The 24,019-nt window shown below is 67.4% G+C and carries 24 protein-coding genes and 1 riboswitch; of the genes, 12 read left to right on the forward strand and 12 right to left on the reverse strand.

Annotation, left to right across the window (positions count from 1 at the left end):
- Positions 1-1,101: an NADH:flavin oxidoreductase/NADH oxidase gene (locus tag V3B41_RS09945; RefSeq protein WP_197620495.1), complete on the forward strand. Its 1,101-nt coding sequence runs from the start codon at positions 1-3 to the stop codon at positions 1,099-1,101.
- A 3-nt stretch (positions 1,102-1,104) separates the two neighbouring features.
- On the opposite strand, the gene V3B41_RS09950 is transcribed toward V3B41_RS09945, so the two are convergent.
- Complete coding sequence (locus tag V3B41_RS09950) at positions 1,105-2,016, reverse strand: LysR family transcriptional regulator (protein WP_049429767.1); 912 nt, start codon at positions 2,014-2,016, stop codon at positions 1,105-1,107.
- A gap of 114 nt (positions 2,017-2,130) precedes the next feature.
- On the opposite strand from V3B41_RS09950, the gene purU reads away from it, so the two are divergent.
- Positions 2,131-2,982 carry a formyltetrahydrofolate deformylase gene (gene purU, locus V3B41_RS09955; RefSeq protein ID WP_049429870.1) on the forward strand — a complete coding sequence of 284 codons (852 nt, stop codon included), beginning with the start codon at positions 2,131-2,133 and terminating at the stop codon, positions 2,980-2,982.
- A 98-nt stretch (positions 2,983-3,080) separates the two neighbouring features.
- Here the strand turns inward: purU and pncA are convergent, their stop codons facing one another.
- The 4 genes from pncA to V3B41_RS09975 form a co-directional block, all read right to left on the reverse strand.
- Entirely contained in the window at positions 3,081-3,707 is a 627-nt protein-coding gene (gene pncA, locus V3B41_RS09960; protein ID WP_329860892.1) for a bifunctional nicotinamidase/pyrazinamidase, read from the reverse strand.
- Positions 3,708-3,763: 56 nt separating this feature from the next.
- Positions 3,764-4,435 carry an epoxyqueuosine reductase QueH gene (locus tag V3B41_RS09965; protein ID WP_049429765.1) on the reverse strand — a complete coding sequence of 224 codons (672 nt, stop codon included), beginning with the start codon at positions 4,433-4,435 and terminating at the stop codon, positions 3,764-3,766.
- Positions 4,436-4,573: 138 nt separating this feature from the next.
- Positions 4,574-4,791, reverse strand: a riboswitch (cobalamin riboswitch).
- 89 nt (positions 4,792-4,880) lie between these two features.
- On the reverse strand, positions 4,881-6,290 hold the full coding sequence (locus V3B41_RS09970; protein ID WP_049429764.1) for a nicotinate phosphoribosyltransferase: 1,410 nt from the start codon (positions 6,288-6,290) through the stop codon (positions 4,881-4,883).
- A gap of 64 nt (positions 6,291-6,354) precedes the next feature.
- Positions 6,355-7,410 carry a bifunctional nicotinamide-nucleotide adenylyltransferase/Nudix hydroxylase gene (locus tag V3B41_RS09975; RefSeq protein WP_100443744.1) on the reverse strand — a complete coding sequence of 352 codons (1,056 nt, stop codon included), beginning with the start codon at positions 7,408-7,410 and terminating at the stop codon, positions 6,355-6,357.
- A 188-nt stretch (positions 7,411-7,598) separates the two neighbouring features.
- Between V3B41_RS09975 and V3B41_RS09980 the strand changes: the two genes are divergently transcribed.
- Positions 7,599-9,491 (forward strand): patatin-like phospholipase family protein, encoded by a 1,893-nt coding sequence (locus tag V3B41_RS09980; RefSeq protein ID WP_049429762.1) that lies wholly within the window; start codon positions 7,599-7,601, stop codon positions 9,489-9,491.
- 353 nt (positions 9,492-9,844) lie between these two features.
- On the opposite strand, the gene V3B41_RS09985 is transcribed toward V3B41_RS09980, so the two are convergent.
- Entirely contained in the window at positions 9,845-11,212 is a 1,368-nt protein-coding gene (locus V3B41_RS09985; protein ID WP_049431349.1) for a short-chain fatty acyl-CoA regulator family protein, read from the reverse strand.
- Positions 11,213-11,326: 114 nt separating this feature from the next.
- Between V3B41_RS09985 and V3B41_RS09990 the strand changes: the two genes are divergently transcribed.
- The 5 genes from V3B41_RS09990 to mmsB are packed head-to-tail and all read left to right on the forward strand — an operon-like array spanning position 11,327 to position 16,866.
- A complete protein-coding gene (locus tag V3B41_RS09990) occupies positions 11,327-12,832 on the forward strand; it encodes a CoA-acylating methylmalonate-semialdehyde dehydrogenase (protein ID WP_049431353.1) in 1,506 nt (501 codons plus the stop codon).
- Between the two features lie 14 nt (positions 12,833-12,846).
- Positions 12,847-14,013: an acyl-CoA dehydrogenase family protein gene (locus tag V3B41_RS09995; RefSeq protein ID WP_049431356.1), complete on the forward strand. Its 1,167-nt coding sequence runs from the start codon at positions 12,847-12,849 to the stop codon at positions 14,011-14,013.
- A complete protein-coding gene (locus V3B41_RS10000) occupies positions 14,010-14,807 on the forward strand; it encodes an enoyl-CoA hydratase (protein ID WP_197619896.1) in 798 nt (265 codons plus the stop codon). The genes V3B41_RS09995 and V3B41_RS10000 overlap by 4 nt, the downstream gene beginning before the upstream one ends.
- The gene (locus V3B41_RS10005) at positions 14,804-15,979 is read left to right on the forward strand and encodes an enoyl-CoA hydratase/isomerase family protein (protein WP_329860898.1); all 1,176 of its coding nucleotides are present in this window, start codon (positions 14,804-14,806) and stop codon (positions 15,977-15,979) included. Before V3B41_RS10000 ends, V3B41_RS10005 begins: the two co-directional genes overlap by 4 nt.
- Entirely contained in the window at positions 15,976-16,866 is an 891-nt protein-coding gene (mmsB, locus tag V3B41_RS10010; RefSeq protein WP_004136647.1) for a 3-hydroxyisobutyrate dehydrogenase, read from the forward strand. The genes V3B41_RS10005 and mmsB overlap by 4 nt, the downstream gene beginning before the upstream one ends.
- 340 nt (positions 16,867-17,206) lie before the next feature.
- Here the strand turns inward: mmsB and V3B41_RS10015 are convergent, their stop codons facing one another.
- Positions 17,207-17,632, reverse strand: a complete 426-nt coding sequence (locus V3B41_RS10015; protein ID WP_004153735.1) for an organic hydroperoxide resistance protein — start codon at positions 17,630-17,632, stop codon at positions 17,207-17,209.
- Between the two features lie 111 nt (positions 17,633-17,743).
- Positions 17,744-18,700 (reverse strand): cation transporter, encoded by a 957-nt coding sequence (locus V3B41_RS10020; RefSeq protein WP_238378670.1) that lies wholly within the window; start codon positions 18,698-18,700, stop codon positions 17,744-17,746.
- Between the two features lie 22 nt (positions 18,701-18,722).
- On the opposite strand from V3B41_RS10020, the gene V3B41_RS10025 reads away from it, so the two are divergent.
- Together V3B41_RS10025 and V3B41_RS10030 are read left to right on the forward strand one after the other, a co-directional pair.
- Positions 18,723-18,935, forward strand: coding sequence for a hypothetical protein (locus V3B41_RS10025; RefSeq protein ID WP_049431367.1), 213 nt, complete (start codon positions 18,723-18,725; stop codon positions 18,933-18,935).
- A 5-nt stretch (positions 18,936-18,940) separates the two neighbouring features.
- Positions 18,941-19,066: a hypothetical protein gene (locus tag V3B41_RS10030; protein ID WP_295550089.1), complete on the forward strand. Its 126-nt coding sequence runs from the start codon at positions 18,941-18,943 to the stop codon at positions 19,064-19,066.
- 57 nt (positions 19,067-19,123) lie between these two features.
- Here the strand turns inward: V3B41_RS10030 and V3B41_RS10035 are convergent, their stop codons facing one another.
- The 4 genes from V3B41_RS10035 to V3B41_RS10050 all read right to left on the reverse strand — a co-directional run bounded on the left by V3B41_RS10035 (position 19,124) and on the right by V3B41_RS10050 (position 22,134).
- Entirely contained in the window at positions 19,124-19,417 is a 294-nt protein-coding gene (locus tag V3B41_RS10035) for an addiction module antidote protein (RefSeq protein ID WP_049431370.1), read from the reverse strand.
- Between the two features lie 38 nt (positions 19,418-19,455).
- Entirely contained in the window at positions 19,456-19,746 is a 291-nt protein-coding gene (locus V3B41_RS10040) for a type II toxin-antitoxin system RelE/ParE family toxin (RefSeq protein ID WP_329860903.1), read from the reverse strand.
- 144 nt (positions 19,747-19,890) lie between these two features.
- Positions 19,891-21,672 carry a peptidoglycan-binding protein gene (locus tag V3B41_RS10045; protein ID WP_329860905.1) on the reverse strand — a complete coding sequence of 594 codons (1,782 nt, stop codon included), beginning with the start codon at positions 21,670-21,672 and terminating at the stop codon, positions 19,891-19,893.
- Positions 21,673-21,714: 42 nt separating this feature from the next.
- Positions 21,715-22,134 carry a lysozyme inhibitor LprI family protein gene (locus tag V3B41_RS10050; RefSeq protein WP_219632166.1) on the reverse strand — a complete coding sequence of 140 codons (420 nt, stop codon included), beginning with the start codon at positions 22,132-22,134 and terminating at the stop codon, positions 21,715-21,717.
- A 220-nt stretch (positions 22,135-22,354) separates the two neighbouring features.
- Between V3B41_RS10050 and dusA the strand changes: the two genes are divergently transcribed.
- Positions 22,355-23,386 carry a tRNA dihydrouridine(20/20a) synthase DusA gene (gene dusA, locus V3B41_RS10055; RefSeq protein ID WP_197619897.1) on the forward strand — a complete coding sequence of 344 codons (1,032 nt, stop codon included), beginning with the start codon at positions 22,355-22,357 and terminating at the stop codon, positions 23,384-23,386.
- A gap of 213 nt (positions 23,387-23,599) precedes the next feature.
- Complete coding sequence (locus tag V3B41_RS10060; protein WP_049431386.1) at positions 23,600-23,974, forward strand: hypothetical protein; 375 nt, start codon at positions 23,600-23,602, stop codon at positions 23,972-23,974.
- Positions 23,975-24,019 lie beyond the last annotated feature (45 nt).

Genomic DNA, 24,019 nt, shown 5'->3' on the forward strand with positions numbered 1-24,019 from the left:
TTGAGCCAGTTGTTTTCGCCGATTTCGTTCGGCCCCCTGACCCTGTCCAACCGCATCGTCATCGCGCCGATGTGCCAGTACTCCGCCGAGGACGGCCGCGCCAGCGACTGGCACGCCATGCACCTGGGCAACCTGGCGCAGTCCGGTGCCGGCCTGCTGATCCTGGAAGCCACCGCCGTCGAACCGCGCGGCCGCATCAGCTGGGCCGACCTGGGCCTGTGGGACGATGGCACTGAAGCCGCGCTGGCACAGGTGCTGGCCAGCGTCCGCCGCTGGTCGCCGATGCCGTTGGGCATCCAGCTCGGCCACGCCGGCCGCAAGGCCTCGGTGAACCGGCCTTGGGACGGCGGCGGCCAGCTGCCGGCCGACGATACCCGTGGCTGGACTACGGTGGCGCCGTCGCCGCTGCCGTTCCATGCCGCCGATCCAGCGCCGCAGGAACTTGACGAGACCGGTATCGCCGACGTCATCGCCGCCTTCGCCGCCAGCGCGGTGCGTGCCGAGCGCCTGGGCTTCGAACTGATCGAGCTGCACGCCGCGCACGGTTACCTGCTGCATCAGTTCCTGTCGCCGTTGAGCAACCGCCGCACCGATGGTTACGGTGGCTCGCTGCCCAACCGCCTGCGCCTGCTGGTGGAAGTGTTCGACGCCGTGCGTGCGGCGGTATCGGACAAGGTCGCTGTGGGCGTGCGCATCTCCGCCAGCGACTGGGTCGATGGCGGCTGGGATCTGGTGCAGAGCGAGGCGCTGGCGCAGGTGATGGACGCGCGCGGCTGCGATTTCCTGCATGTCTCCAGCGGCGGCCTGGACGAGCGCCAGAAGATCACCGTCGGCCCGGGTTACCAGGTGCCGTTCGCGGCGGCGATCAAGGCCAAGGTGCGCATGCCGGTCATCGCGGTGGGCATGATCACCGAACCGGAACAGGCCGAATCGATCCTGCGCCATCGCCACGCCGATGCCGTGGCCCTGGCGCGCGGCATCCTCTACGACCCGCGTTGGCCGTGGCATGCCGCAGCTGCACTGCGCGAGAGCGTGGTACCGGCGCCGCAGTACCTGCGCTGCGAGCCGCGCGACGCGCGTGGCGTGTTCAAGGCACGCTGAGGCTCACACCCGCCAGGCGGGCGCCATGCCGGCCTGCAGGTGTTCGAACAGCGCGCGGATCTTGGCGGTGAAGTCGCGGCGGTCACTGACGCAGAAGTAGACCTCCATCGGTTCCGGGCGCCACGCGGTATCGGCGCCGAACACCGCCTGCAGGCGGCCATCGCGCAGGTAGGGCTCGGCCACGAACGCAGCCAATCGAGTGATGCCGGCACCGGCCGCCGCCAGCGTCGCCAGCGCATCGATGTCATCGCAGACCATGCTTGGTGGCAGCGCGGCGTCCACGCGCTGGCCGTCCTTCAGCAGGCCCCAGCGCAATGGCCGGCCATCGGTGGGGAAGCGGTGCAGCAGACCACGATGGCTGCCCAGGTCGGAGGGTTGCCGCGGGGTGCCGTGCGCCTTCAGATAGGCCGGCGAGGCGCAGAACACGAACGGTACGCGCGCCAGCTGCCGTGCGACCACGCCGTCCTCCAGCTGTGCGCCGATGCGGATGCTGGCATCCACGGCTTCAGGGCCATGCTGCACGGCACGGTCGGTCAGGCGCAGTTCCAGCTGCAGTTGCGGGTAGCGTTGCTGCAGTGACGGCAGCAACGGCGCCAGTACGTGGCGGCCGAACGCGCTGCTGCTGGCGATGCGCAGTGGCCCGGCCGGTTCGATGTCGCCGGCGGTGACCATGGCCTGCGCACGCGCCAGGTCGGCTTCGATGTGGCGCACCTGCGCCAGGTACAGCGCGCCGGCCTCGCTGAGAGCCAGCTGCCGCGTGCTTCGGTTCAGCAACCGCACGCCCAGATGGGCCTCCAGCCGGTTGATGTTCTGGCCGACAGCGGTGGCGCTGATGCCAAGGATGCGGGCCGCGGCGGCAATGCTGCCGGTCTCTGCGGTGCGGGTGAAGCTGCGGATCAGTTGCAACAGGTTCATGACCAACCAGCTTGCCACGGGTACACCCAAGTATCGCTTGGGACTGAACCAAGCTGTTCGGTTGCATCGGTGACCATCGATCCGGCGGACGCGGCGCTGCCCTACACTCGGGGGATGCGCCCCGATTCCATTCTTACCCTGTCCTGTCCCGACCGTACCGGCATCGTCTACCGCGTGTCCGGCCTGCTGTTCGACCACGGCTGCAACATCCTCGACGCCCAGCAGTTCGGTGACGAGGAAAGCGGCCGCTTCTTCCTGCGCGTGCACTTCGACCGCGACGCCGGGCTGCCGCTGGAGACCGTGCACACGAGCATGGCCGCGCTCGCCGAAGGCTTCGGCATGGACTGGCAGCTGCACGATGGCCGCCGCCGCGCACGCCTGCTGGTGCTGGTCAGCAAGCAGGGCCACTGCCTCAACGATCTGCTGTTCCGCGCCCACAGTGGCCAGCTGAAGGTGGACATCGCGGCAGTGGCGTCCAACCACGCCGACTTCGCGCCGCTGGCCGCGTCCTACCAGGTGCCGTTCCACCACCTGCCGGTGACCGCCGAAACGCGCGCGGTGCAGGAACAGCAGATCATCGACCTCGTCGAGCACGAGCGCATCGACCTGGTGGTGCTGGCGCGCTACATGCAGATCCTGTCGCCCACGCTGTGCCGCGCACTGGCCGGCCGTGCGATCAACATCCACCACAGCTTCCTGCCCAGCTTCAAGGGCGCGCAGCCGTATCACCAGGCGCACGCGCGCGGGGTCAAGATCATCGGTGCCACCGCGCACTACGTCACCGAGGATCTGGACGAAGGCCCGATCATCGAACAGGACGTGGCCCGCGTGGACCACGCGATGGCACCGCGCGAGCTGGTGCGGCTGGGCAGCGATACCGAATCGCTGGTACTGGCACGCGCGGTTCGCCGCCATGTGGAGCACCGCATCCTGCTCAACGGGCATCGCACCGTCGTATTCCGGTAGGGGCCTTTCTGTAGAGCCGAGCCATGCTCGGCTGCACTTCGGCCCAAGGCCGTGAATCTGACGGATGAGCCGAGCATGGCTCGGCTCTACAGGGCAACTCAGATGATCGCGATCCCTGCTTTGCCCAGCGCCTCGCGCACCATCGCATCGTTGGCGTCGGTCACCGGTCGGGTCAGCTCCCACAGGAACTTCACCCGGAAGCCGGACTTCACTGCGTCCTGCGCGCTCCACAGCACGCAGTAGTCGCGGGCCAGGCCGCAGACATGCACTTCGCGGATGCGGCGCTCGTGCAGCCAACCGGCCAGGCCGGTGGCAGGACGCTCGCCATCGGGGCCATGGTTCTCGCGGAAGGCGCTGTACGAGTCCACCTGTTGGCGCGTGCCCTTGCGCAGGATCAGATCAGCCACAGTCCAGTCCACGCCCGGATGCAGCGCGGCGCCGTCGCTGCCCTGCACGCAATGGTCGGGCCACAGGGTCTGTGGCTGTGCGTGCAGCAGGATGGTCTCAAACGGACGCTTGCCGGGGTGCTGGCTGGCAAATGAGGCGTGATCGGCGGGGTGCCAGTCCTGGGTGGCCACCACCGTGCGATAGCGGCGCTGCGCCAGCAGCCCTGCAATGGGTGCCACCAGGGCATCGCCCTGGTCGCAGGCCAGCGCGCCACCGGGCATGAAGTCCGGCTGCAGGTCGATCACCAGCAGGGCGACGTCGGCGGGCAGGGCGGTCATGGCAGATCCACTACAACGCAAAGGGGCGACCAGCGTGGCCGCCCCGGCGGCACAGGTCAATCGCCCTGCGGCGTCCCAGCGTCCTGCCCGTAGTACAGCAGGCCGATCTTGATCCGTTCGCGGCCGTTCTCGCGGCGATGGCGGTTGGCATCGCGCAGCGAATACACGCAGCCGCAGTACTCCTGCTGGTAGAACTGCTCGCGCTTGCTGATCTCGATCATGCGGCTGGCACCGCCGCCCTTGCGCCAGTTGTAGTCCCAGTACTGCAGGCCTTCATAGCGCGACGCGGCACGGATGCCGCAGTCGTTGATCTGCGCCATGTTCTTCCAGCGCGAGATGCCCAGCGAAGAACTGATGGTGTCGTAACCGTGTTCGTGCGCGTACAGGGCGGTGCGCTCGAAACGCATGTCGAAGCACATCGTGCAGCGGATGCCGCGCTCGGGTTCGTTCTCCATGCCGCGCGCACGGCTGAACCAGTTGTCGGTGTCGTAGTCGCAGTCGATGAACGGAATGCCGTGCTTCTCGGCGAAGCGGATGTTCTCCTGCTTGCGCAGCTCGTATTCCTTCACCGGGTGGATGTTGGGGTTGTAGAAGAAGATCGCGTAGTCGATCCCGGAGGCGGTGATCGCCTCCATCACTTCGCCGGAGCAGGGTGCGCAGCACGAATGCAGCAGCAGGCGCTTGCCGTCGGCGGGCAGGGTCAGGGCGGGGCGTTGGAACTCGGTCATCGTCGGGTGCGTCAGGGCGTGGAAGTGGGCTGGCCGGATACCGTGAACAGGACGCGCGCGGCCACACCGCCTGCGCGCGCAGGACGACGACGGCCCCGGCACCCTCCCCGCGGAGAGTCCAGGTCGAATCAGGGGACGGTCGTGTCCCCCGGCCGGGGCCGGTATTCGGGCTGATGGACACGGGCCGCAGCCCACCTACTCCCTGCCGCTTCCCAGGCGTGAGCCCAGTGCTGTTGGCAGGATTCGTTTCCATTCACCGCTGCGGGGCAGCTCCGGAATGGGCGCGTGAGGCGCCTTCACCGGATTCCCGTTTAAATCCCTCCCCGCGCGTGAACGCCTGGAGGGATACCTTCGGCGCGCCCACGGTGGACGGGTTGCTGGCCAGGGTCAAGGGGGCAGAGCCCGTTGCGCTGCAACGGGATCCGACCCCGGGCGGGACGTACCTTCAACGTCCCACCGCAGCCCGCGCGCGGATGTCGTCCAGCCGCTGGTCGTGCAGCAGGTGCCCGTTCTCCCACACGGTCACCATCGCGTCCTCGAAGCCGACCGGCAGGGTGTCGTCGCCGTTGGCCGGCAGTGGCACCGTATGCAGGCTGCCGTCACCCAGGCGGCGCAGCAGGCGCATGCGGCCACGCTTGCTGGTCTTGCCGGCATCGGTGACCGGATCCTTGTATACATCGACCCACTCACCGTCGACCCGTGCCGCCGAGCATTTCAGCGCGAACTTCTGCGTGTCGCGGTCCAGTCGCTGCAGCAGGGCGCCGCCCATGCCGAAGGCTATGTTGTCGGCGGCGTAGCCATCGTAGGTGATGCGTTGCAGGATGGCGCGGATCATATCCGGGTTGATGCCATCGCCCTGGATCACCCGCACGTGGTTGAGCACGCGATAGCCCTTGCCGTTGATCACGTGGCCGAACGCTTCATCCAGCCGGCGCAGACTTTCGGCCACCACCTCCACCGGGTCGCCCGAGTCGGGACGGATGACCAGGGTGGCGCCCGAGGCGATCACTGCATCGCGCAGGGTGGTACCCCAGTGCTCGCTGATCGCGCGGTAGATGTCATAGCTGTCCGACACGACCGCCACGATCGCACCGGGCTTGCCGAACTGGCGCAGCATGTTGCGGTAGGCGTCCACTTCACGCTCGCGGCCCCAGCTGGTGATGGTGCTGTGCTCGGCGGCGGGAATCGAATAGCCGGCCATCGGCGCGTGATAGTGCGCGCGGGCCAGGCACAGGGCCGATACGGTATCGGTGCCGAGGAAGTTGACCAGGTGCGCGGCACCGCCCAGCGCGGCCGATTCCAGGCTCGATACACCGCGCGCGCCGAAGTCGTGCAGCTTGAACGGCAGCTGCCCCTGCGGATCGTCGCTGGTCTGCTGCAGGAACGCGGCAATCGTCTGCCGTGCGTGCCAGCTGATGGTGGCCACGGTGACCGGATACCACACCCGCAGCAGCAGCGTTTCCAGGTACGACGGCACCCAGAACGCGGCCGGATCGGTCGACTCGATCGTCATCAGTGCCTGGTGGGTGGGCACCACGCTGCCCTCGGGCACGGCACGGATGCGTACCGGCAGGTGGCCGCCAAGCCGGTCGACGATATCGCGCCAGCCGGTCTCGTTGAACGGTTCGCCATGCGCGGCGAACACCGCAGCAGCGTCGTCGATGTCGGCGTGGGTGACCGGCCGTGCCAGTGCGTCCTTGAGGATCGCCTGCAGGCCGAAGAACACCGTGCGATCGTGCAGGCCGCCACGCGATTCGACGTAGAAGAACGTGGCATCGGTACCCGGGGGGTACTGCAGCCAGTGGCTGGCCTTGTAGCTGTCGGTGTTGAGGAGAAGATTATCGAGGTAGTGCATGACGGAAGCTCCTTCGCGTCGGGTGGCACCGGCGGTCTATCCGCCAGTGGGGAGGCCGGGCCTGTCAGCCGCGGCCGAGGAAATACTCCAGGATGTGCAGGTGGTCTTCGAACAGCTGCGGGCCCATGTCCAGGGCTTCACTTACCGGTACCCAGCGCGCCTTGTCGGCGTCATCGCCGCCGCGCACCGGCGGCAGCTCGCCGGCGGGGAATTCGAAGTGGAAACCGTGGGTGATGGTGCGGCCGCGCTGGCTGCGGTCGGGGTGGTCGAAGACCTGCTGGCCCTTCAGTGACCCCTTCAGCACCGGCAGCGGGATCTTCAGCCGGGTTTCCTCGCGCAGTTCGCGCAGGCAGCTGTCGAGCAGGCTCTGTTCCTGGCCGACGAAACCGCCGGGCAATGCCCACAGCCCCTTGCCGGGTTCCGAGCGGCGGCGCACCAGCAGCACGTGGCCCGAATGCACCACCACCGCATCGGTGGTGACGAAGGTCGGCGCGTAGGGCGCATCCTTCCAGGCGGCCTTGTACTGCTCGATGAAGCGGTACTCGGCCACCAGCTGGGCATAGGCCGGCGCGCTCTTGCGGAACGCTTCGAGCATGTCGAAGACCGGCGCCGGCACATTGCCACGCAGCATCAGCAATGCACCGTGGAAGTCCACGTCGCCGGCCTCGAACAGGTAACGCCGCAGTTCGGTGGCCGACAGCGTGGCGGTGTGCTGCACGTCCACCAGCGGCCACTGGGGGAACTCGCGCAGGTAGTAGCTGGACGCATCCTTGTCCATGCCGATCAGGCCGACTCTGGCATCGGCCGCGGCGCCGTCGTTGCGCAGGGCCTCGGCCACCTGGCGCTGCACGTTGGCGATCCACTGGGCTTCGTTGTACAGGTGGTCACGCAGCGGGCGGATCAGCAGGCGGTCGCCATGGCCGTCGAGGGCGGCTTGGATCATCACGGCACGTTCGGCCACGGTCCAGGGATTGCGGAGGCTGCGGGGGGTATCGGCAGAGCCGACCAGGAAGATCAGCTTGCGGGCCCGGCTCAGGGCCAGGCGCGCAACGGCGGCGTGGCCGTTGTGAAAGGGCTCGAAACGCCCGATGAAGACGAGATAGTCGAATTCCATGAGAATCCCTCATGTCGTTGTGGCAGCCGCAGGTCTGTCCCTTGGCTTGCTGCAGATGCTACGCCGATGGCTGGGCGGGTCAAGCCTGCAGGCATGCCATCGGCTGAACGCCGCAGATTCCTGCTCGGACTGCGGTGGTGTTCTCAGGCCCTGAGAAGCCTCTGCGCCATACTGGCACCCACGCGGCGGACGGCATGCTCGGGGGCAAGACAGTGGCAGACAAGTACTGCGATCTGGTCATGAAAGGCGGCATCACCAGCGGCATCGTGTACCCCAATGCGGTACTGGCGCTGGCGCGCGAGTATCGATTCAAGAGCATCGGCGGCACTTCGGCCGGCGCCATCGCTGCGGCGGTGGCGGCTGCGGCGGCCTGCGGTGATCGCCGCCAGCAGGCCGGTGAGCACTTGCCCGGCGATGCCGGCTATGGTGGGTTGTCGGCGGTATCGGCGCAGCTGTCGCGGCGCGGCTTTATCTACAGCCTGTTCCAGCCGGCGCGCGGCGCACGCGCGGCCTATCGGCTGCTGGTGGTGCTGACCGGCAATGCCAGCCTGCCGCACAAATTGCTGTGCCTGGCCGTTGCCGTGTTCGAGATCGCACCGCTGGAAGTGCTGGTGTCGCTGGCGCTATTGCTCGGCCTGGGCTGGTGGGGCGGTGGTTGGAGCGGCGTGGCGGCCACGCTGCTGCCGTCGCTGCTGTGTGCGTATGGTGCGGGTGTGGCCGGTGCCGCGCTGCGTGTGGCACGCGTGGCGCGACGCAATCTGCTGGGCCTGTGCAGTGGACTCGGCCGCGATGCACGCACGCCGGCACTGACCGAGTGGCTGCACGAATGCCTGCAGCAGTTGTCCGGCAAGCCGCTGGATGCACCGCTCACCTTCGCCGACCTGCACGACGCGCCGCGCTATGCCGGCGAGCCGGACAGCCCGCATGCGATCAGCCTGCAGATGATCACCACCTGCGTGTCGCACAACGAGCCGCGTACGCTGCCGCTGGGCGGCGCGCAGTTCTGGTTCCTGCGCGAGGAATTCGAGCAGCTGTTCCCGGCCAGCGTGGTGCAGTGGCTGGTGAAGCAGGCTGGCCCGCCGCTGGAGGTGGAGGGGCGCCAGTATTATCACCTGCCGCCGGGCCCGCAGCTGCCGGTGCTGGTGGCCACGCGCATGAGCCTGAGCTTCCCGCTGCTGATCAGCGCCGTGCCGCTGCACGAACCTTCGCGCCGCGAGCGTCGCTGCGATCCGACTGCGCCAGCGGCCGACCCCGAGCACAACGTGGCCGACAGCATGGAAGGGCTGACCAGTGCCGGGCAGGCCTGCGGCCCGGTGATCACCGCGTTCCGCATCTGCTGGTTCTCCGATGGCGGCATCAGCAGCAACTTCCCGATTCATCTGTTCGATGCCGCGTTGCCGCGCTGGCCGACCTTCGCCATCAATCTGGTCTACCCGCAGCACGCCGAAGAGGTGAACCAGGGCAGCAGTGGCCGCCAGGCGCTGGAACACGCCGTGTTCCTGCCCACCGAAAACCGGCATGGCTGGCAGCGCACCTACCAGTCGATCGCCACGCCGTTGGCGGCTGCGGAACTGGGGCGTTTTCTGTTCGCGGTGGTGGCAACCATGCAGAACTGGCGTGATCTGCTGCAGGCGCGCGCGCCGGGCTACCGCGACCGCATCGTGCACGTCAGCCTGCAGGGCGACGAAGGCGGCATGAACCTGGACATGCCACAGGAGGTGCTCACCCGCATCGCCGACAAGGGCAGCCTGGCCGGTGCGCGCTTCTGTTCGTTCTCGTTCGAGAACCACTACTGGATCCGCTGGCGCAACCTGGCCTCGGCCTACCAGCGCTACACGCTGGAAGTGGCGCGTACCGACGACCCGGCGCAGCAGGTGCTGGCCTACCGCGCGGCCTATTCGATGGTCGCCCGGGGTGAACCGGCACCGCCGTCGTACAAGCTGGGCTCGGACGACAAGCGTCGCGGCTCGCAGCAGCTGTGGGCGCAGATGGTCGAGCAGGGCCGCACCTGGGAAGACCTTGGCCCGGACCTGACCGACGGCGCACCACGCCCGCTGCCGCAGATGAAGGTGACGCCGATCTACTGACCGGGTAGCAGATCCACGCCATGCGTGGATGGAACCCCGTTGAAGTCGAGCATTTCGAACATTCATCGAAGAGCATCCACGCGTGGCGTGGATCAAGCGTGTCGACCAAGGTCGACACCTACCCACAGCAGCAAAGGATGCCGTTTTGACAGCTCGCGGAGATCTGTCGAAGGCGGGGTGGGTCCGGTGGCGGGGGTGTCCGCGGCATGGATGCCGCGGCCAAGCCCCCAAGGACGGGTCTACGGCGTCCCCCGCCACCGGACCCACCCCGCCATCCCACGGAAAGCCCGCTGTTGCTTTTGCTGTTGCCTTGGATTGAAGCAGGTGCAGGGCGCAGCCCTGCCGAACCAACCCTACCGCCCCGGCAACTGCGCGAACGCACGCTGCATGCAGTCCTCGCGCGGGCACACCCGGCAGCCCGGCCCGATCGACACCGAATTGCCCGGGCTCTGCACGTCCAGCCCCAGCGAGTACACCAGCCGTTCGGCATGCTGAAGATCGCAGCCCAGTGCCACCGCAAACGTCTTGCGTGGCTGCCCATGCCCGACCGGCCCGCTGCTGACCTGCCGTGCCAGCCAGAAATGTCGGCGGCCATCGGGCATGCGCGCAGTCTGGGTGAGGATGCGCCCGGGCTGGTTGAACGCCTCGTAGACGATCCACAGCGGGCACGAGCCGCCCACCTGCGAGAAGTGGAAGTCGGTGGCCGAGTGGCGCTTGGACACATTGCCGGCGCGGTCCACGCGGATGAAGAAGAACGGCAGGCCAGGCGCGCTGCGCCGCGCCAGCGTGCTCAGCCGGTGGCAGACCGCTTCGAAGCCGACGCCGAACTGGTGCGCCAGCAGTTCGATGTCGTAGCTGCTGGCCTCGGCGGCGCGCAGGAAGCGCAGGTACGGCATCACCAGCGCACCGGCGAAGTAGTTTGAAAGACCGATACGCGCCTGCGCGATGCGCGCGTCATCGCTGAAACCGGCACGCGCCACCACCGCATCGATCTGTGGCAGGTAGCCGTGCAGGGCCAGTTCGGCGGCCATCTGGAACGCCTGCTGGCCCGGCTCCAGGTAGTCCGGCAGCCACAGCCGGCGGGTACCGGCGTCGTACTGGCGCTTCTCGCGCCCGGCCTGCAGCGCGGCCACTTCCACCAGCACCCCGTGGCGATCGGCCAGCAGCTGGCGCAGGCGCGGCGCCACGTGCCCGGGCGACAACCCCCACTCGGCGAACAGGCGCTCGGCCAGTTCGTCCAGCTCGGGGATGTGGTTGTGCATGCGGTTGAAGAACTCGCGCACCTGGTCACCGGCGGGCAGGGTGCTGCCGGCACCCGGCTCGCCCAGCTGGAATTCCAGGGCAGCGGCATGTTCGCGCAGAGCCAGGTGGCGGCGGTGCAGGTCCAGCAGGGCGCGGCTGACCTGCGGCAGGTTGCCGGCCAGTGCGCGCAGTTCGGTCGCGCTCACCTCCGCCAGGCCCAGGTCGCGCAAGGTCTCGCCCAGCGCCTCCTGCAGGGCAGCGGGTTCATCCTCGTCGAACAGTGACGAAACGTCGCCCAACACCTCACCCAGCTTCTTCTGCACCGCCGGCGTCAGCGGGCGCTTGTTGCGCTCGATCTGGTTCAGGTAGCTGGCCGACAACCCCAGCGCTCGTGCCAGGTCGGCCTGGCTGTAGCCGCGCTGCTCGCGCAGCCGCAGCAGGCGCAGGCCAAGTTGTCGCTGGGTGGCTGAATAATTCACAGAATTAACATGAATCGTCTGGCGTGTTGGCCAGATTAAGCGGATTCAGCCCGGAAATCGAGGTGGGTGCTGTGAATAATGCCAAGCATCTTTCGAGCCCGTGGGATTGTCGTCATGACTGTTGCAGCGCCCCGTATCCGCATGCTGATCGATGGCCAGTTCATCGAATCGGCCACCTCCCACTGGCAGGACGTGATCAATCCGGCCACCCAGGACGTGCTGGCCAAGGTGCCGTTCGCCACCACCGGCGAAGTGGACGCCGCCGTCGCCGCCGCCAAGGAAGCCTTCAAGACCTGGCGCAAGACCCCGATCGGCACCCGCGCGCGCATCTTCCTGAAGTACCAGCAGCTGATCCGCGAGAACATGAGCGAGCTGGCCCACATCCTCACCGCCGAGCAGGGCAAGACCCTGCCGGACGCCGAAGGCGATGTGTTCCGCGGCCTGGAAGTGGTCGAGCATGCCGCTGCCATCGGCAACCTGCAGTTGGGCGAGCTGGCCAACAACGTGGCCAATGGCGTGGATACCTACACGATCATGCAGCCGCTGGGCGTGTGCGCCGGCATCACCCCGTTCAACTTCCCGGCGATGATCCCGCTGTGGATGTTCCCGATGGCGATCGCCACCGGCAACACCTTCATCCTCAAGCCGTCCGAGCAGGACCCGATGGTCACCATGCGCCTGGTTGAACTGGCGCTGGAAGCCGGCATTCCGAAGGGCGTGCTGAACGTGGTGCATGGCGGCGAAGAAGTGGTCAACGCGATCTGCGACCATCCGGACATCAAGGCCGTGTCGTTCGTCGGTTCCACCCGCGTCGGCACCCATGTCTACAACCGCGCCTCGCTGGCCGGCAAGCGCGTGCAGTGCATGATGGGCGCCAAGAACCACGCCGTGGTGCTGCCGGACGCCAACAAGGAACAGACCCTCAACGCGATGGTCGGTGCTGCGTTCGGTGCCGCTGGCCAGCGTTGCATGGCCGCCTCCACCCTGGTGCTGGTCGGTGAAGCACGCAACTGGGTGCAGGACCTGGTGGCCAAGGCCAAGACCCTGAAGGTCAGCGGCGGCACCGTCGCCGGTACCGATGTCGGCCCGGTCATTTCCTGCAGCGCCCGCGAGCGCGTGGAAGGCCTGATCGCCTCGGGCGTGGAGCAGGGCGCCCAGCTGGTGCTCGACGGCCGCAAGCCGCAGGTCGATGGCTTCGAGAAGGGTAACTTCGTCGGCCCGACCATCTTTGCCGGTGTCACCACCGACATGCGCATCTACCAGGAAGAAATCTTCGGGCCGGTGCTGGTCATCCTCGAAGCAGAGACGCTGGAAGACGCCATCGCGATGGTCAACAGCAACCCGAACGGCAACGGCACCGCGCTGTTCACCCAGTCCGGCGCGGCCGCCCGCAAGTTCCAGGAAGACATCGACGTCGGCCAGGTCGGCATCAACGTGCCCATCCCGGTGCCGGTGCCGCTGTTCTCGTTCACCGGTTCGCGCGCCTCCAAGCTGGGCGACCTGGGCCCGTACGGCAAGCAGGTGGTGCTGTTCTACACCCAGACCAAGACGGTCACCGCGCGCTGGTTCGATGACGAGACGCTCAGCCACGGCGTCAACACCACGATCAGCCTGAAGTAACGGCAGGAGCAGCCATGAGCCACTCGATGACGACGGAACTGGAAGAAGCGCAGCAGGCGTACCGCGAGGCCGCGCGCGACTTCGCACAGGCCGAACTGGCACCGCACGCCGCGCGATGGGATGCGGAGGGCATCTTTCCGCGCGAGGCGATCGCCAAGGCCGGTGAACTGGGCTTCTGCGGTCTGTACATGGACCCGGAAGTGGGCGGCAGCGGCCTGAGCCGACTGGACGCCGCCGTCGTCATCGAGGAGCTCGCCAACGTCGATCCGTCGACCGCGGCCTACATCAGCATCCACAACATGGCCTCGTGGATGGTGTCCAAGTGGGGCCAGCCGGCACTGCGCGATGCGTGGGGCACCGACCTGTCCTCGGGCATCAAGCTGGCCTCGTACTGCCTGACCGAGCCGGGTGCCGGTTCCGATGCGGCCTCGCTGAAGACCACGGCGGTGCGCGATGGTGATCACTTCGTGCTGAACGGCTCCAAGGCCTTCATTTCCGGCGCTGGTGCCACCGAGCTGCTGGTGGTGATGGCGCGTACCGGCGGTGTCGGTGCAGGTGGCGTCAGCGCCATTGCAGTGCCGTCGGACCTGCCGGGCATCAGCTTCGGCCGCAAGGAAGAGAAGATGGGCTGGAACAGCCAGCCCACCCGTGGCATCACCTTCGAAAACGTCCGCGTGCCGGTCAGCCACCTTCTGGGAGAGGAAGGTGGCGGCTTCAAGCTGGCGATGAAGGGGCTGGACGGCGGCCGCATCAACATCGCCGCCTGCTCGCTGGGTGCCGCGCAGGGCGCGCTGGATGCCGCACGCCGCTATATGGGCGAGCGCCGCCAGTTCGGCAAGGCGCTGGCCGAGTTCCAGGCGCTGCAGTTCAAGCTGGCCGACATGGTCACCCAGCTGGTGGCCGCCCGGCAGATGGTGCACACCGCCGCGCGCAAGCTCGATGCCGGTGCCAGCGATGCCAATGTCTGGTGCGCGATGGCCAAGCGCTTCGCCACCGATGCCGGTTTCAACGTCTGCAACGAAGCGCTGCAGATCCATGGTGGCTACGGCTACATCCGCGAATACCCGATCGAGCGCCTGCTGCGTGACTGTCGCGTGCACCAGATCCTGGAAGGCACCAACGAGATCATGCGGGTGATCGTTGCCCGTCACCTGCTCAACACCGAAGAGGAACTGCGATGAAGGATTGGCGTACCCAGGAGCACGTGGGCCTGAAGGTCGAGGCCGACGGCCACACCGCCGTGGTCACCCTGAACAACCCGCCGGCACATACCTGGACCGTGCACAGCCTGTCGGCGCTGCGCGACCTGGTGGGCGCGCTCAACGCAGACCGCGGGATCTACGCGCTGGTGATCACCGGTGACGGCGAGAAGTTCTTCTCTGCCGGCGCCGACCTCAACCAGTTCGCCTCCGGCGACAAGGCCGCTGCACGTGAAGCCGCGCGCCGTTTCGGTGAAGCCTTCGAAGCGCTGTCCGGTTTCCGTGGTGTGTCGATCGCCGCGATCAACGGCTACGCCATGGGCGGTGGCCTGGAATGCGCGCTGGCCTGCGACCTGCGCATCATCGAAGACCACGCCCAGGTCGCGCTGCCGGAGGCCACCGTCGGCCTGTTGCCGTGCGCCGGTGGCACCCAGAACCTGCCGCGCCTGGTGGGCGAGGGATGGGCCAAGCGCATGATCCTGCTGGGCGAGCGCATCAACGCCGAGACCGCACTGCGCATTGGCTTGGCCGAAGAAAAGGTTGGCAAGGGCGAATCCAAGGCACTGGCGCTGGAATGGGCGAAGAAGGCCGGCAAGCAGAGCCCGACCAGCATCGCCGCCTGCAAGACCCTGGTGCAGTCCACCCGCACCGGCACCCACGCCTCGGCGCTGGTGGCCGAGCGCGAAGCCTTCGTCGACCTGTTCGACACCGCCGACCAGGTCGAGGGCGTGACTGCCTTCCTGGAAAAGCGCACCGCGCAGTGGAAGAACGCATGAGCACCGACACCGCTGCCGACGACGCACCGGTGCTGTTCGAAGAGCGCGTGGCCGGCAACGGCACCCGCATCGGCATCGCCACGCTCAACGCGCCGCGTACGCTCAATGGTTTCTCGCTGCCGATGGCGCACCTGCTGCTGAAGCAGTTGAACGCCTGGGCCGACGACGGCGGCATCGCCATGGTGGTGCTGCAGGGTGCTGGCGAAAAGGCGTTCTGCGCCGGCGGCGACCTGCACAGCCTGTACCAGAGCATGGTCGCCTTCCGCGAGGCCGGCCGCAGCGACATCCGCGAGAACGACTACGCGGCCGAGTTCTTCGACGTCGAATACCGCGTCGATTACCTCATCCACACCTACGCCAAGCCGATCCTGTGCTGGGGCCACGGCATCGTGATGGGCGGCGGCATCGGCCTGATGTCCGGCGCCAGCCATCGCGTGGTCAGCGAGCGCTCCAAGCTGGCCTTCCCGGAAATCACCGTCGGCCTGTTCCCCGATGTCGGTGGCAGCTGGCTGCTGCCGCGCGTGCCCGGCAAGGGCGGCCTGTTCCTGGCCCTGACCGGCGCCCTGCTCAACCCGGGTGATGCCATCTATGCCGGCCTGGCCGATGTGCACGTGGCTGAAGAACGCCGCAGCGCAGTGTTCGATGCGCTGCTGCAGGTGGCCTGGTCGGGCGATGCCGCACACAACCACGAACGCCTCAGCCATCTGCTGCAGTCCCACGCCGGCGATGCCGCCACCGGTCCGCTGCTGGCCAATGCCGCGCAGGTCGACGGGCTGTGCGAGGGCGATGACCTTGCCGCCATCATCGATCGCATCAGTGGCCTGCAGACCGACGATGCCTGGCTGCAGGCGGCACAGAAGACCCTCGCTGCTGGTGCGCCGGGCTCGGCGCGGCTGGCCTTTGAACTGCAGCGCCGCAGCGCCGGCCAGGATCTGGCCAGTGTCTATCGTCTGGAGTACATCACCGCGCTGCATTGCGCCGCCCACGGCGATTTCGCCGAAGGCATCCGCGCGCTGCTGATCGACAAGGACCGCAACCCGCAGTGGAACCCGGCCAGCCTGGCCGAGGCCGACACCGCGTGGGCCGATACGTTCTTCGCTTCGCCCTGGGCCGATGCCGCGCATCCGCTGGCCGACCTGGGCACCCCCGTCGCTGAAAGGAGCCTGGCATGAGCCGCATTGCATTCATTGGGTTGGGCAACATGGGTGGCCCGATGGCCGCCAATCTGGTCAAGAACGGCCACACCGTGCGCGTGTTCGATCTGGTCCCGGCCGCAGTGCAGGCCGCCGTCGACGCCGGTGCCAGCGCGGCCGCGTCGGCACGCGAAACCCTGGCCGATGCCGAAGTGGTGATCTCGATGCTGCCGGCCAGCCGCCACGTCGAAGGCGTGTACCTGGGCGACGACGGCATTCTCGCCGCGATTCCCGCCGGTGCACTGGTCATCGACTGCAGCACCATCGCCCCGGCCAGCGCACGCAAGGTTTCTGAAGCCGCCGCCGCGCGCGGCCTGCAGATGATCGACGCGCCGGTGTCCGGCGGTACCGCCGGTGCCCAGGCCGGCACATTGACCTTCATCGTCGGTGGTGAAGAGGACGCGCTGGAACGCGCGCGCCCGGTGCTGCAGGCGATGGGCAAGAACATCTTCCACGTGGGCGCCAGCGGCGCCGGTCAGGTCGCCAAGCTGTGCAACAACATGGCACTGGGCGTGATCATGGCGGTGACCGGTGAAGCCATTGCGCTCGGCGTGGCGCACGGGCTGGACCCGAAGGTGCTGTCGCAGATGATGGCGGTCAGCACGGGCCGCAGCTGGGCCACCGAAGTGTGCAACCCGTGGCCGGGCGTGCTGGAGAATGCGCCGGCCTCGCGCGGCTACAGCGGCGGTTTCGGCAGTGACCTGATGCTGAAGGACATGGGTCTGGCGGTGGAAGCGGCGATGAGTGTCGGCGCCTCGATTCCGCTGGGCGAAGTGGCCCGCAACCTGTACTCGATGAACCACCAGGCCGGCCGCGGCAAGCTGGATTTCTCCAGCGTCGTGCAGCTCATCACGAGCGAGAAGTAACCGGTCTGCGGCGCGCCTTTCCTCCGTATGGATGGCGCCCCCCGGATTCTGTAGAGCCGAGCCCATGCTCGGCTGCTTTTCCGCCGGATGTCTCAGCGTCGGACGGATCAGCAGAGCATGGGCTCGGCGCTTCGCAAGCGAATGCGTCCCCGGTCGCGTGCCGGGGCCCACCCGAGGTGGGATGGGCGGATGCCCGGTTTCGACCGGCATCCGCCCATTTTTTTTTGGGGTCGGATCCCTTTCGCAACGCGAAAAGGCTCTGACCCCTGAGATCCTGTGCTGGGGTCAGAGCCCTTTGCCGTTGGCAAAGGGATCCGACCCCGGCCGACCCCGCGTTGCATCAGGCAACGATCAACGTCACGTCGATGTTGCCGCGGGTGGCATTGGAGTACGGGCAGACGATGTGCGCCTTCTGCACCAGTTCTTCCACCTGCTCGCGCGGCACGCCCGGCACGTTGATGGTCAGCTCGGCTTCGATGCCGAAGCCGGTCGGGATCTGGCCGATGCCGACCTTGCCGGTGACGGTGGTGTCGGCCGGCAGCGCGACCTTGGCCTGGCCGGCCACGAACTTCAGCGCGCCCAGGAAGCAGGCCGAGTAGCCCGCGGCGAACAGCTGCTCCGGGTTGGTGCCCGGGCCGCCGGCGCCGCCCAGCTCGCGCGGGGTCGACAGCTGGATGTCCAGCACGTTGTCGGAGGACACGGAACGGCCTTCACGGCCGCCGGTGGAGGTGGCCTGGGCGGTGTACAGAACCTTTTCGATGGACATCGGGATGCTCCTGGTCGGTGGGTGGGTGTTGCGTTGGAGCCTACTTTGCCCGGTTTCCGCGTACGTTGGGTTGCAATGCGTACGAAAAACTTGATTGATCGTCCTGCGGGCCTAGATCGTCCATTCGCGGTCGGTGGTGAACATGATGGTCAGCCAGCGGTCCGGCGAAGCCTCGCCCAGTGCATCGCCGATCTCATCACGCAGCTGGTCCCATTCCACCAGCGGCCGCGGCGGGTCGTCCTCGCGCACCACGAAGAACAACTCGATCTGCTCGCCACGCCCCACCTGCGCCACGTAGCTGCGGTGCTCGACGAAGCCATGCCTGGCGACGATGCCGCGCGCCACCGCATCCACGTGGGCCTGCAGTTCCGGCGGCGTCACCAGCAGGATGCCGGCCAGCGCCCGGCGTACGGTGCCGAGCGGGGCGATCATCACCAGCACGCAGACGAAGGCGAGGATGGCCGGGTCGATGTACGGCCCGACCCAGGCCCACGAGGTGCCCTGCACCAGCACGCCGCCGAGGAAGGCCAGCAGGTAGCAGGCCGACATGCTGGCCGCGATCACCCAGTTCTTTGCATCCAGCGCGATGAACTCCGAGCCGATGCGGCGGTTGGCGCGCAGGATGAACCACGCCAGTGCGCCTTCGCCCACGATCGACAGCCCGGCAAAGGCGATGGCCGGGCCCAGCGCAATGTGGCGGCCCCCGGACATCAGTGCATCCACCGCATTGACCAGGGCATACAGTGCCGCACCGATCATCAGCGTGCCGCTGACCCCCAGCACGATCGGTTCCAGGTGCCAGAAGCCCATGGTGAAGCGCTGGTTGAGCCGCGATTGCAGGGCGTCGGTCTGTGTGGACAGCGCGATAAGCCGTGCCACCAGCAGCGACAGCCAGGTCATCACCACGTCGATCAGGCCGTAGATGCCGTCGAAGATGATCAATGACGAATTGGCGAGCAGGCCGAACACCACCGCCGCCGCGGCCAGCAGCAGCGAAGCGGCGATCGACAGGCGCAGCACGCCCTGTTCGGTGGCGGGGTCGAAGAACTGCGGGCGATCGGTAGGCATGACCCGATTGTAGAGCGGCGCCATGCTCCGCTGCCTTCTGCTGCCCGGCATCGTCGTCGTCCTGCCGCTGATTCCCGAGGCTATCGCCCTCTCGCTCATCGCCGGCGTCAACCCGCGTTCTCCATTGCCTTCATCGCCGGCATCCTGGGAAACGCTGCGCATCCTGTTGCCGGTGTCGGCCACGCTGGCCGTGGTCGGCCCGCTCGAATCGATGATGACCACCTGTGGGACCTGACTGCCGTGGCCGCCTTGGAACGCGCGCAGGAAAAGCTGGCCGCGCATGGTGCGGAGGTGACGGTGGTGGGCCTCAATGCGGCCTGCCAGACATTGATCGAGCAGGTGGAAGCGCGCGGCGGCGGGCACTGAAGCGGTCACCTGGCCCGGGTAGCGCCGGGCCACGCCCGGCGAATGAAGCGGTCGCGGTCAGGCCTTGCCGGCCTGCACGATCAGGTGCACCCCAAGCGCTGACAGCACACGTTGCACGGTATCGAAGCGTGGGTGTGCTCCGGGGCGCAGCGCCTTGTACAGGCTCTCGCGTCCAAGACCGGACACCTCGGCAACGCCGCCCATGCCGCGGGCGCGCGCCACTGTTCCGAGCGCCTCCTGGAAGTGGCCCGCATCACCTGCTGCCAACGCCTCGCTCAGATAGGTGGCGATTGCGACGTCATCAGCCAGATAGTCGGCGGGGTCGAAGGGAATCGTCTTCAGCTTGCTCATGGGGAGAGTCCTGGGAACGGCATGGAATCAAATGGTGGCTACAGCAGCTCCGCGAGCCTGACCGCTTTTTCGATATCGCGACGCTGGCTCGACTTGTCGCCACCGTGCAGGAGCACGACGATGGATCTCCCGCGACGCGCGAAATACACGCGATATCCCGGCCCATGGTTGATTCGCAGTTCGCTCACGCCATGACCCACTGATCGAACATCTCCCTCGAGACCGCGGGCGACGCGCTGCAGGCGCTCCACGATCACGCCGCGGGCCCTGCTGTCGTTGAGTCCGCGCAGCCATCGCGTGAATGTTTCTGTTGCCTGGAGAATCGCCATTCATCCACAGTATCCATAAGGATACATGGTTCAATTGGCATCCGCGACGATCATCGACGCACCGTGCTCGACCCCACTGGTCTGCCTCAGGCGGACCAGTGGGAGCGCGCGAATGACGACAGCAGGCCCGTGGGCCTGCATCCCTCACGCCATCATGGCCCGCGGCCCGTGCTGCTGGGTCTGCTGGTCGATCTTCTGCTGCTCGCGCTGCTGATCGCTCACCTGCAACGCCCGCTCGCTGTTCTCCTGCACGCTCTGGCGCATCGCGTCAGCGGTTGATACCGGCGCGGTATTGCGGTTCAACGCGCTTTCGTCGTGCAGTGCATTGGCCTGCACCGCGCGCGCCATCGAGCCATCCTGGTTCAGCTCAACGCGATCAACCCGGTACAGGCCGGCGCGCGCAGCTTCCACGGTAAGCGCAGCGGCCAGCTTCTCGCTGTGCTCGCCGGAGGGCAGGCCACGCGCTTCCTCGGCGAACTTCACCTGCACCAGGGTTTCGGTGTACAGCCAGTTCTGTGGGCTGCGCGGGTCGGACATCGGGTACACCGTCTCGCGCGCTGGCTCGGCCGCTGCCTGCTGTTCCGGGGTGTTGCCCTGTCCCTGCGCACGCTGCCGCACTTCATTGGCCAGCGCCTGGCGGGTTTCCGCATCGGCGATGCCAGTCGCAGGCAGGCCATGCTGCTGCTGGAAGGTGTTGATCGCGTGGCGGCTGCCGCCGCCCAGATAGCCGTCGCTGCCGATGGCCTGGCCCTTGGCATCGGTCAGCCCCAGCGCGGCCAGGTTGCCCTGCAGTTCGCGCGCGTCGCGGTCGATCGCGGCCAGCGTGGCCGGGCCGGCCTTGCCGTCCACCGGGTCCAGATTGTGTGCGCGCTGGAAGTCTTCCACCGCCTTGCGGGTAGTGGCATCGAAGCGCCGGTCCGGATTCAGCGTCTGCTGGCCGTCAGCACTGGCATGGCCCAGCGTGACCAGGTTGCTTTCCAGCTTCAGCACGTCACGGCCGCTGGACCCTTCCTTCAACGTCTGCGAACCGGCCTGCTGGCGCGGTGCGCCGATCTGGCCCAGCGCCACCTGGATATCGGCGTCGTTGTGCTCACCGGCAGGCGAGTAGTCGCGGCTGCTGACCTTGGCATGGGCGCGGTCCATTGCGTCCTTGTTGTTGGCATACGCGTCCTCATAGCGCACGGCGATGTCGCCGGCCTTGGGCGCATCGAAGTACTGGTAGGTTTCGCGGATCTGCCCGGCCTTGGCGCGCAGCGCCTCGTAGTCACCGCCTTCTTCCAGCACCTTCTGCAGCTTGGGCAGCTGGCTGGGCAACTGGTTGGCGGTCTTGGCGATCAGGCTGATCGCTTCGAAGCGGTTTTCCTCGGCGATGCCGCTGCCGTGCGCGTCCACCATCGTCATGCCGATCCGGGTGGCGTTGCGCACCTGCGGGTAGTCGATGTTGGCGTGGATCCACTGCTTGCCCTCGGCCGAACCGGCCCAGGCGTTGATGCTGTCGCGTGTGCTGGTATCGATGAACTGGATCGAGCTGCGCCCGCTCAGGCCATTGCCGTGGCTGAGCAGGTCGCGGCGCAGGTCGGCGTGGTCCTGGGTGAAGGGCAGGTTGTGCGCCTTGGCATAGCTGCTGGCCTGATCGATCACGGCGTCGACATAGGTCGTCTCACCCGCCTTCAGTGCGTGGCCGTCGATGGCGCCCAGTGCCCATTCGCCACGCTGGCCGAAGTCGACCTGGATCGCGCCCAGGCTGTAACCGCTGTTCTGCGCGACTTTGTTCACCGTGCCCCAGTGCGGTTCGGTCACGCCCTGGGTGATGCCGGCGATGGCCAGATGGTAGGAGGCGGGGCCACCTTCGGTGCCACGGCCGACGGCGAAATACACGGCGCCGGAGGTGGCATCGAGATCGTGGGTATCGATGTTGGTTGGCATGTCTTACATCCTTGTGCAGTCAGAGGGTCTGCCCCTCATGGGTCAGTCCAGCAGCTGGAGATACTTCTGCAGCTGGTCGGCGCGCGCGCTCAGGCGCATCACATCGTTCAGCTCGCCCTGCAGGTTGCCGGGCTGCGAATCGTCGTAGAGCGCGGCATCCAGTTCACCATCGCGGCTGCGCGACTGCAGCCACGCACGCTGGGCATTCACCAGCTTGGTCTTCTTCGCGCCACTCAGCTTTGCCTGCAACTGGCGGTAGGCCTGGTTCAGGCGCTGGTCCTGGCGCGCGCTTTCCGAGGTCAGGCAGGCGGCCTGCTCGACCGCACCCTGCGCCTTGTCACGGCAGGTGGTGAAGGTCGGGCTCAGCCCGGTGGCCGCCGGTGCTGCGGTTGCCGTGCCGATGGCCAGGGTGGCGACGGCCAGCGCGGTGGCCAGGGTCCTGCTCAAACGCTTGTGCTGCATCATCTGCTCCACACGTCCAATCCATTGCGAGCGCTGGACTATAACGGCGTCAATATTTCGTCGTCGTCAACGAATCGCGACAACTGTGACCGGTTGCCCGTCATTGCGGGTGGGCGCCGCCCGGCGTGCGGACGGCCCTCGGGCCGGGGCGCCGAAGCGGTATCCCGGCGCCACCCGCCGCCATTCAGCCACCCGGTGTAAACTATTGATCTCACTGGCAATGCCAGTTTCCACGATCAACACCCCGATGACGTCCGCCACCGCCCGTTACGCCGATTCCCTGCGCCTGTCCGTTGCCCCGATGATGGACTGGACCGATCGCCATTGCCGCGTGTTCCATCGCGTGCTGGCGCCGGGCGCACGCCTGTACACGGAAATGGTGCACGCCAACGCGGTCATCCACGGCGATCGCGAGCGCCTGCTCGGCTTCGATGCCAGCGAACAGCCGCTGGCGCTGCAGCTGGGCGGCAGCGATCCGGCCTTGCTGGCGCAGGCTGCGCGCATCGCCGCCGAGTGGGGTTACGACGAGGTCAACCTCAACTGCGGCTGCCCATCCGACCGCGTGCAGGCCGGGCGTTTTGGCGCCTGCCTGATGCGTGAGCCGGTGCTGGTGGCCGAGTGCGTGGCGGCCATGGTCGATGCGGTCGACATCCCGGTGACGGTGAAGTGCCGCCTGGGCGTGGACGAGGACAACGACTACGACGTGTTCGCCGCCTTCGTCGACCGCCAGGTCGCCGCCGGTGCCAGCATGGTGGTGGTGCATGCGCGCAATGCCTGGCTCAAGGGCCTGTCGCCGAAGGAGAACCGCGAGGTTCCGCCGCTGAAGTACGACTGGGCCTACCGCCTCAAGCAGGAGCGCCCGGCACTGCCGGTGGTGATCAACGGCGGCCTGGCCAGCATCGAGGCGGTGCAGGCGCAGGCCGCGCACGTCGACGGCGTGATGCTGGGCCGCGCGGCTTACCACGACCCTTACCTGCTGCATCAGCTGGAGGCGCTGCACACCGGCGCCCCGCTGCAGGCCCGTGGCGATCTGCTGCGCGCGCTGCGCCCCTATGTGGAAGCACGGTTGGGCGAAGGCCTGGCGCTGAAGCACATCACCCGCCACCTGCTCGGCCTGTTCCACGGCCAACCCGGTGGCCGCGCGTTCCGCCAGGTGCTGAGCGAGGGCGCACACCGCCCTGGCGCCGATTGGACCCTGGTCGAGCAGGCGCTGGCCGTCACCGAACGCGACGCGGATCGTGCCGCGGCGTGAGCGCGGTCACACTCCTGGCTTGACAAGGGGCGCCGATTCGTCCCGAATGTTCACTTAGCTGAACAACGCAGGGGCGGGGCCGGAAAAGTTCAGACCGGATTCACTGCCCCAAACCAAGAATTTGCAAAGGAATTGTAAAGCGCCGGGTCCCGAACCCGGCTCCCGGATTTACGACTTTTGAACGAATCGCCGAGCTCGGCTAGGATCGCATCGATGTCTTCCGCTCCCTTCCATCGCCGCATTGCCTTCGCCACCTGCGTGGTGCTGTCGGCTGTGCCGCTGTCTTCGGCGCTGGCGCAGCAGCCGCCGCGCGGCGACCAGGGGCGGGCGGAGATGATGGAGCGGGGCGAGCGTGGCAACCGTGGCGACGAGCGTTCGCTGTCCGATGCCGTGCGCCGCGTGCAGCGCACCACCGGCGGCCACATCCTCGGCGCCGAGCGCGTGCCGTTCGATGGTCGTGACATCAACCGGGTGAAGTACATGGACGACCGGGGCCGTGTCCGCTACATGGACGACCCCGCCCCGTCGCGTTCACAGCCGCGCACGCCGCGGTCGGATATGTCATCACTACGCGGCGATAACCCCTGAACAGGGATAGTTGTCGCTATCAACCCGTACCCCACAGGCCTCCGG

Origin of the sequence: Stenotrophomonas sp. SMYL89 (assembly GCF_036319985.1) — a bacterium.
GTDB classification, from domain to species: Bacteria; Pseudomonadota; Gammaproteobacteria; order Xanthomonadales; family Xanthomonadaceae; genus Stenotrophomonas; species Stenotrophomonas maltophilia_Q.

Bases quoted from the DNA above. Each gene is read 5' to 3' on its own strand.
- mmsB (WP_004136647.1), top strand. From the start codon at position 15,976: ATGAGCCGCATTGCATTCATTGGGTTGGGCAACATGGGTGGCCCGATG.
- V3B41_RS10035 (WP_049431370.1), bottom strand. From the start codon at position 19,417: ATGAGCAAGCTGAAGACGATTCCCTTCGACCCCGCCGACTATCTGGCT.
- pncA (WP_329860892.1), bottom strand. From the start codon at position 3,707: ATGACCGCCCTGCCCGCCGACGTCGCCCTGCTGGTGATCGACCTGCAG.
- V3B41_RS09965 (WP_049429765.1), bottom strand. From the start codon at position 4,435: ATGACCGAGTTCCAACGCCCCGCCCTGACCCTGCCCGCCGACGGCAAG.
- V3B41_RS10000 (WP_197619896.1), top strand. From the start codon at position 14,010: ATGAAGGATTGGCGTACCCAGGAGCACGTGGGCCTGAAGGTCGAGGCC.
- V3B41_RS10060 (WP_049431386.1), top strand. From the start codon at position 23,600: ATGTCTTCCGCTCCCTTCCATCGCCGCATTGCCTTCGCCACCTGCGTG.
- V3B41_RS09950 (WP_049429767.1), bottom strand. From the start codon at position 2,016: ATGAACCTGTTGCAACTGATCCGCAGCTTCACCCGCACCGCAGAGACC.
- purU (WP_049429870.1), top strand. From the start codon at position 2,131: ATGCGCCCCGATTCCATTCTTACCCTGTCCTGTCCCGACCGTACCGGC.
- V3B41_RS10045 (WP_329860905.1), bottom strand. From the start codon at position 21,672: ATGCCAACCAACATCGATACCCACGATCTCGATGCCACCTCCGGCGCC.
- V3B41_RS10020 (WP_238378670.1), bottom strand. From the start codon at position 18,700: ATGCCTACCGATCGCCCGCAGTTCTTCGACCCCGCCACCGAACAGGGC.
- V3B41_RS09990 (WP_049431353.1), top strand. From the start codon at position 11,327: ATGACTGTTGCAGCGCCCCGTATCCGCATGCTGATCGATGGCCAGTTC.
- V3B41_RS10050 (WP_219632166.1), bottom strand. From the start codon at position 22,134: ATGCAGCACAAGCGTTTGAGCAGGACCCTGGCCACCGCGCTGGCCGTC.
- V3B41_RS09970 (WP_049429764.1), bottom strand. From the start codon at position 6,290: ATGCACTACCTCGATAATCTTCTCCTCAACACCGACAGCTACAAGGCC.
- V3B41_RS10005 (WP_329860898.1), top strand. From the start codon at position 14,804: ATGAGCACCGACACCGCTGCCGACGACGCACCGGTGCTGTTCGAAGAG.
- V3B41_RS10015 (WP_004153735.1), bottom strand. From the start codon at position 17,632: ATGTCCATCGAAAAGGTTCTGTACACCGCCCAGGCCACCTCCACCGGC.
- V3B41_RS09980 (WP_049429762.1), top strand. From the start codon at position 7,599: ATGCTCGGGGGCAAGACAGTGGCAGACAAGTACTGCGATCTGGTCATG.
- V3B41_RS10040 (WP_329860903.1), bottom strand. From the start codon at position 19,746: ATGGCGATTCTCCAGGCAACAGAAACATTCACGCGATGGCTGCGCGGA.
- V3B41_RS09995 (WP_049431356.1), top strand. From the start codon at position 12,847: ATGAGCCACTCGATGACGACGGAACTGGAAGAAGCGCAGCAGGCGTAC.
- V3B41_RS10025 (WP_049431367.1), top strand. From the start codon at position 18,723: ATGCTCCGCTGCCTTCTGCTGCCCGGCATCGTCGTCGTCCTGCCGCTG.
- dusA (WP_197619897.1), top strand. From the start codon at position 22,355: ATGCCAGTTTCCACGATCAACACCCCGATGACGTCCGCCACCGCCCGT.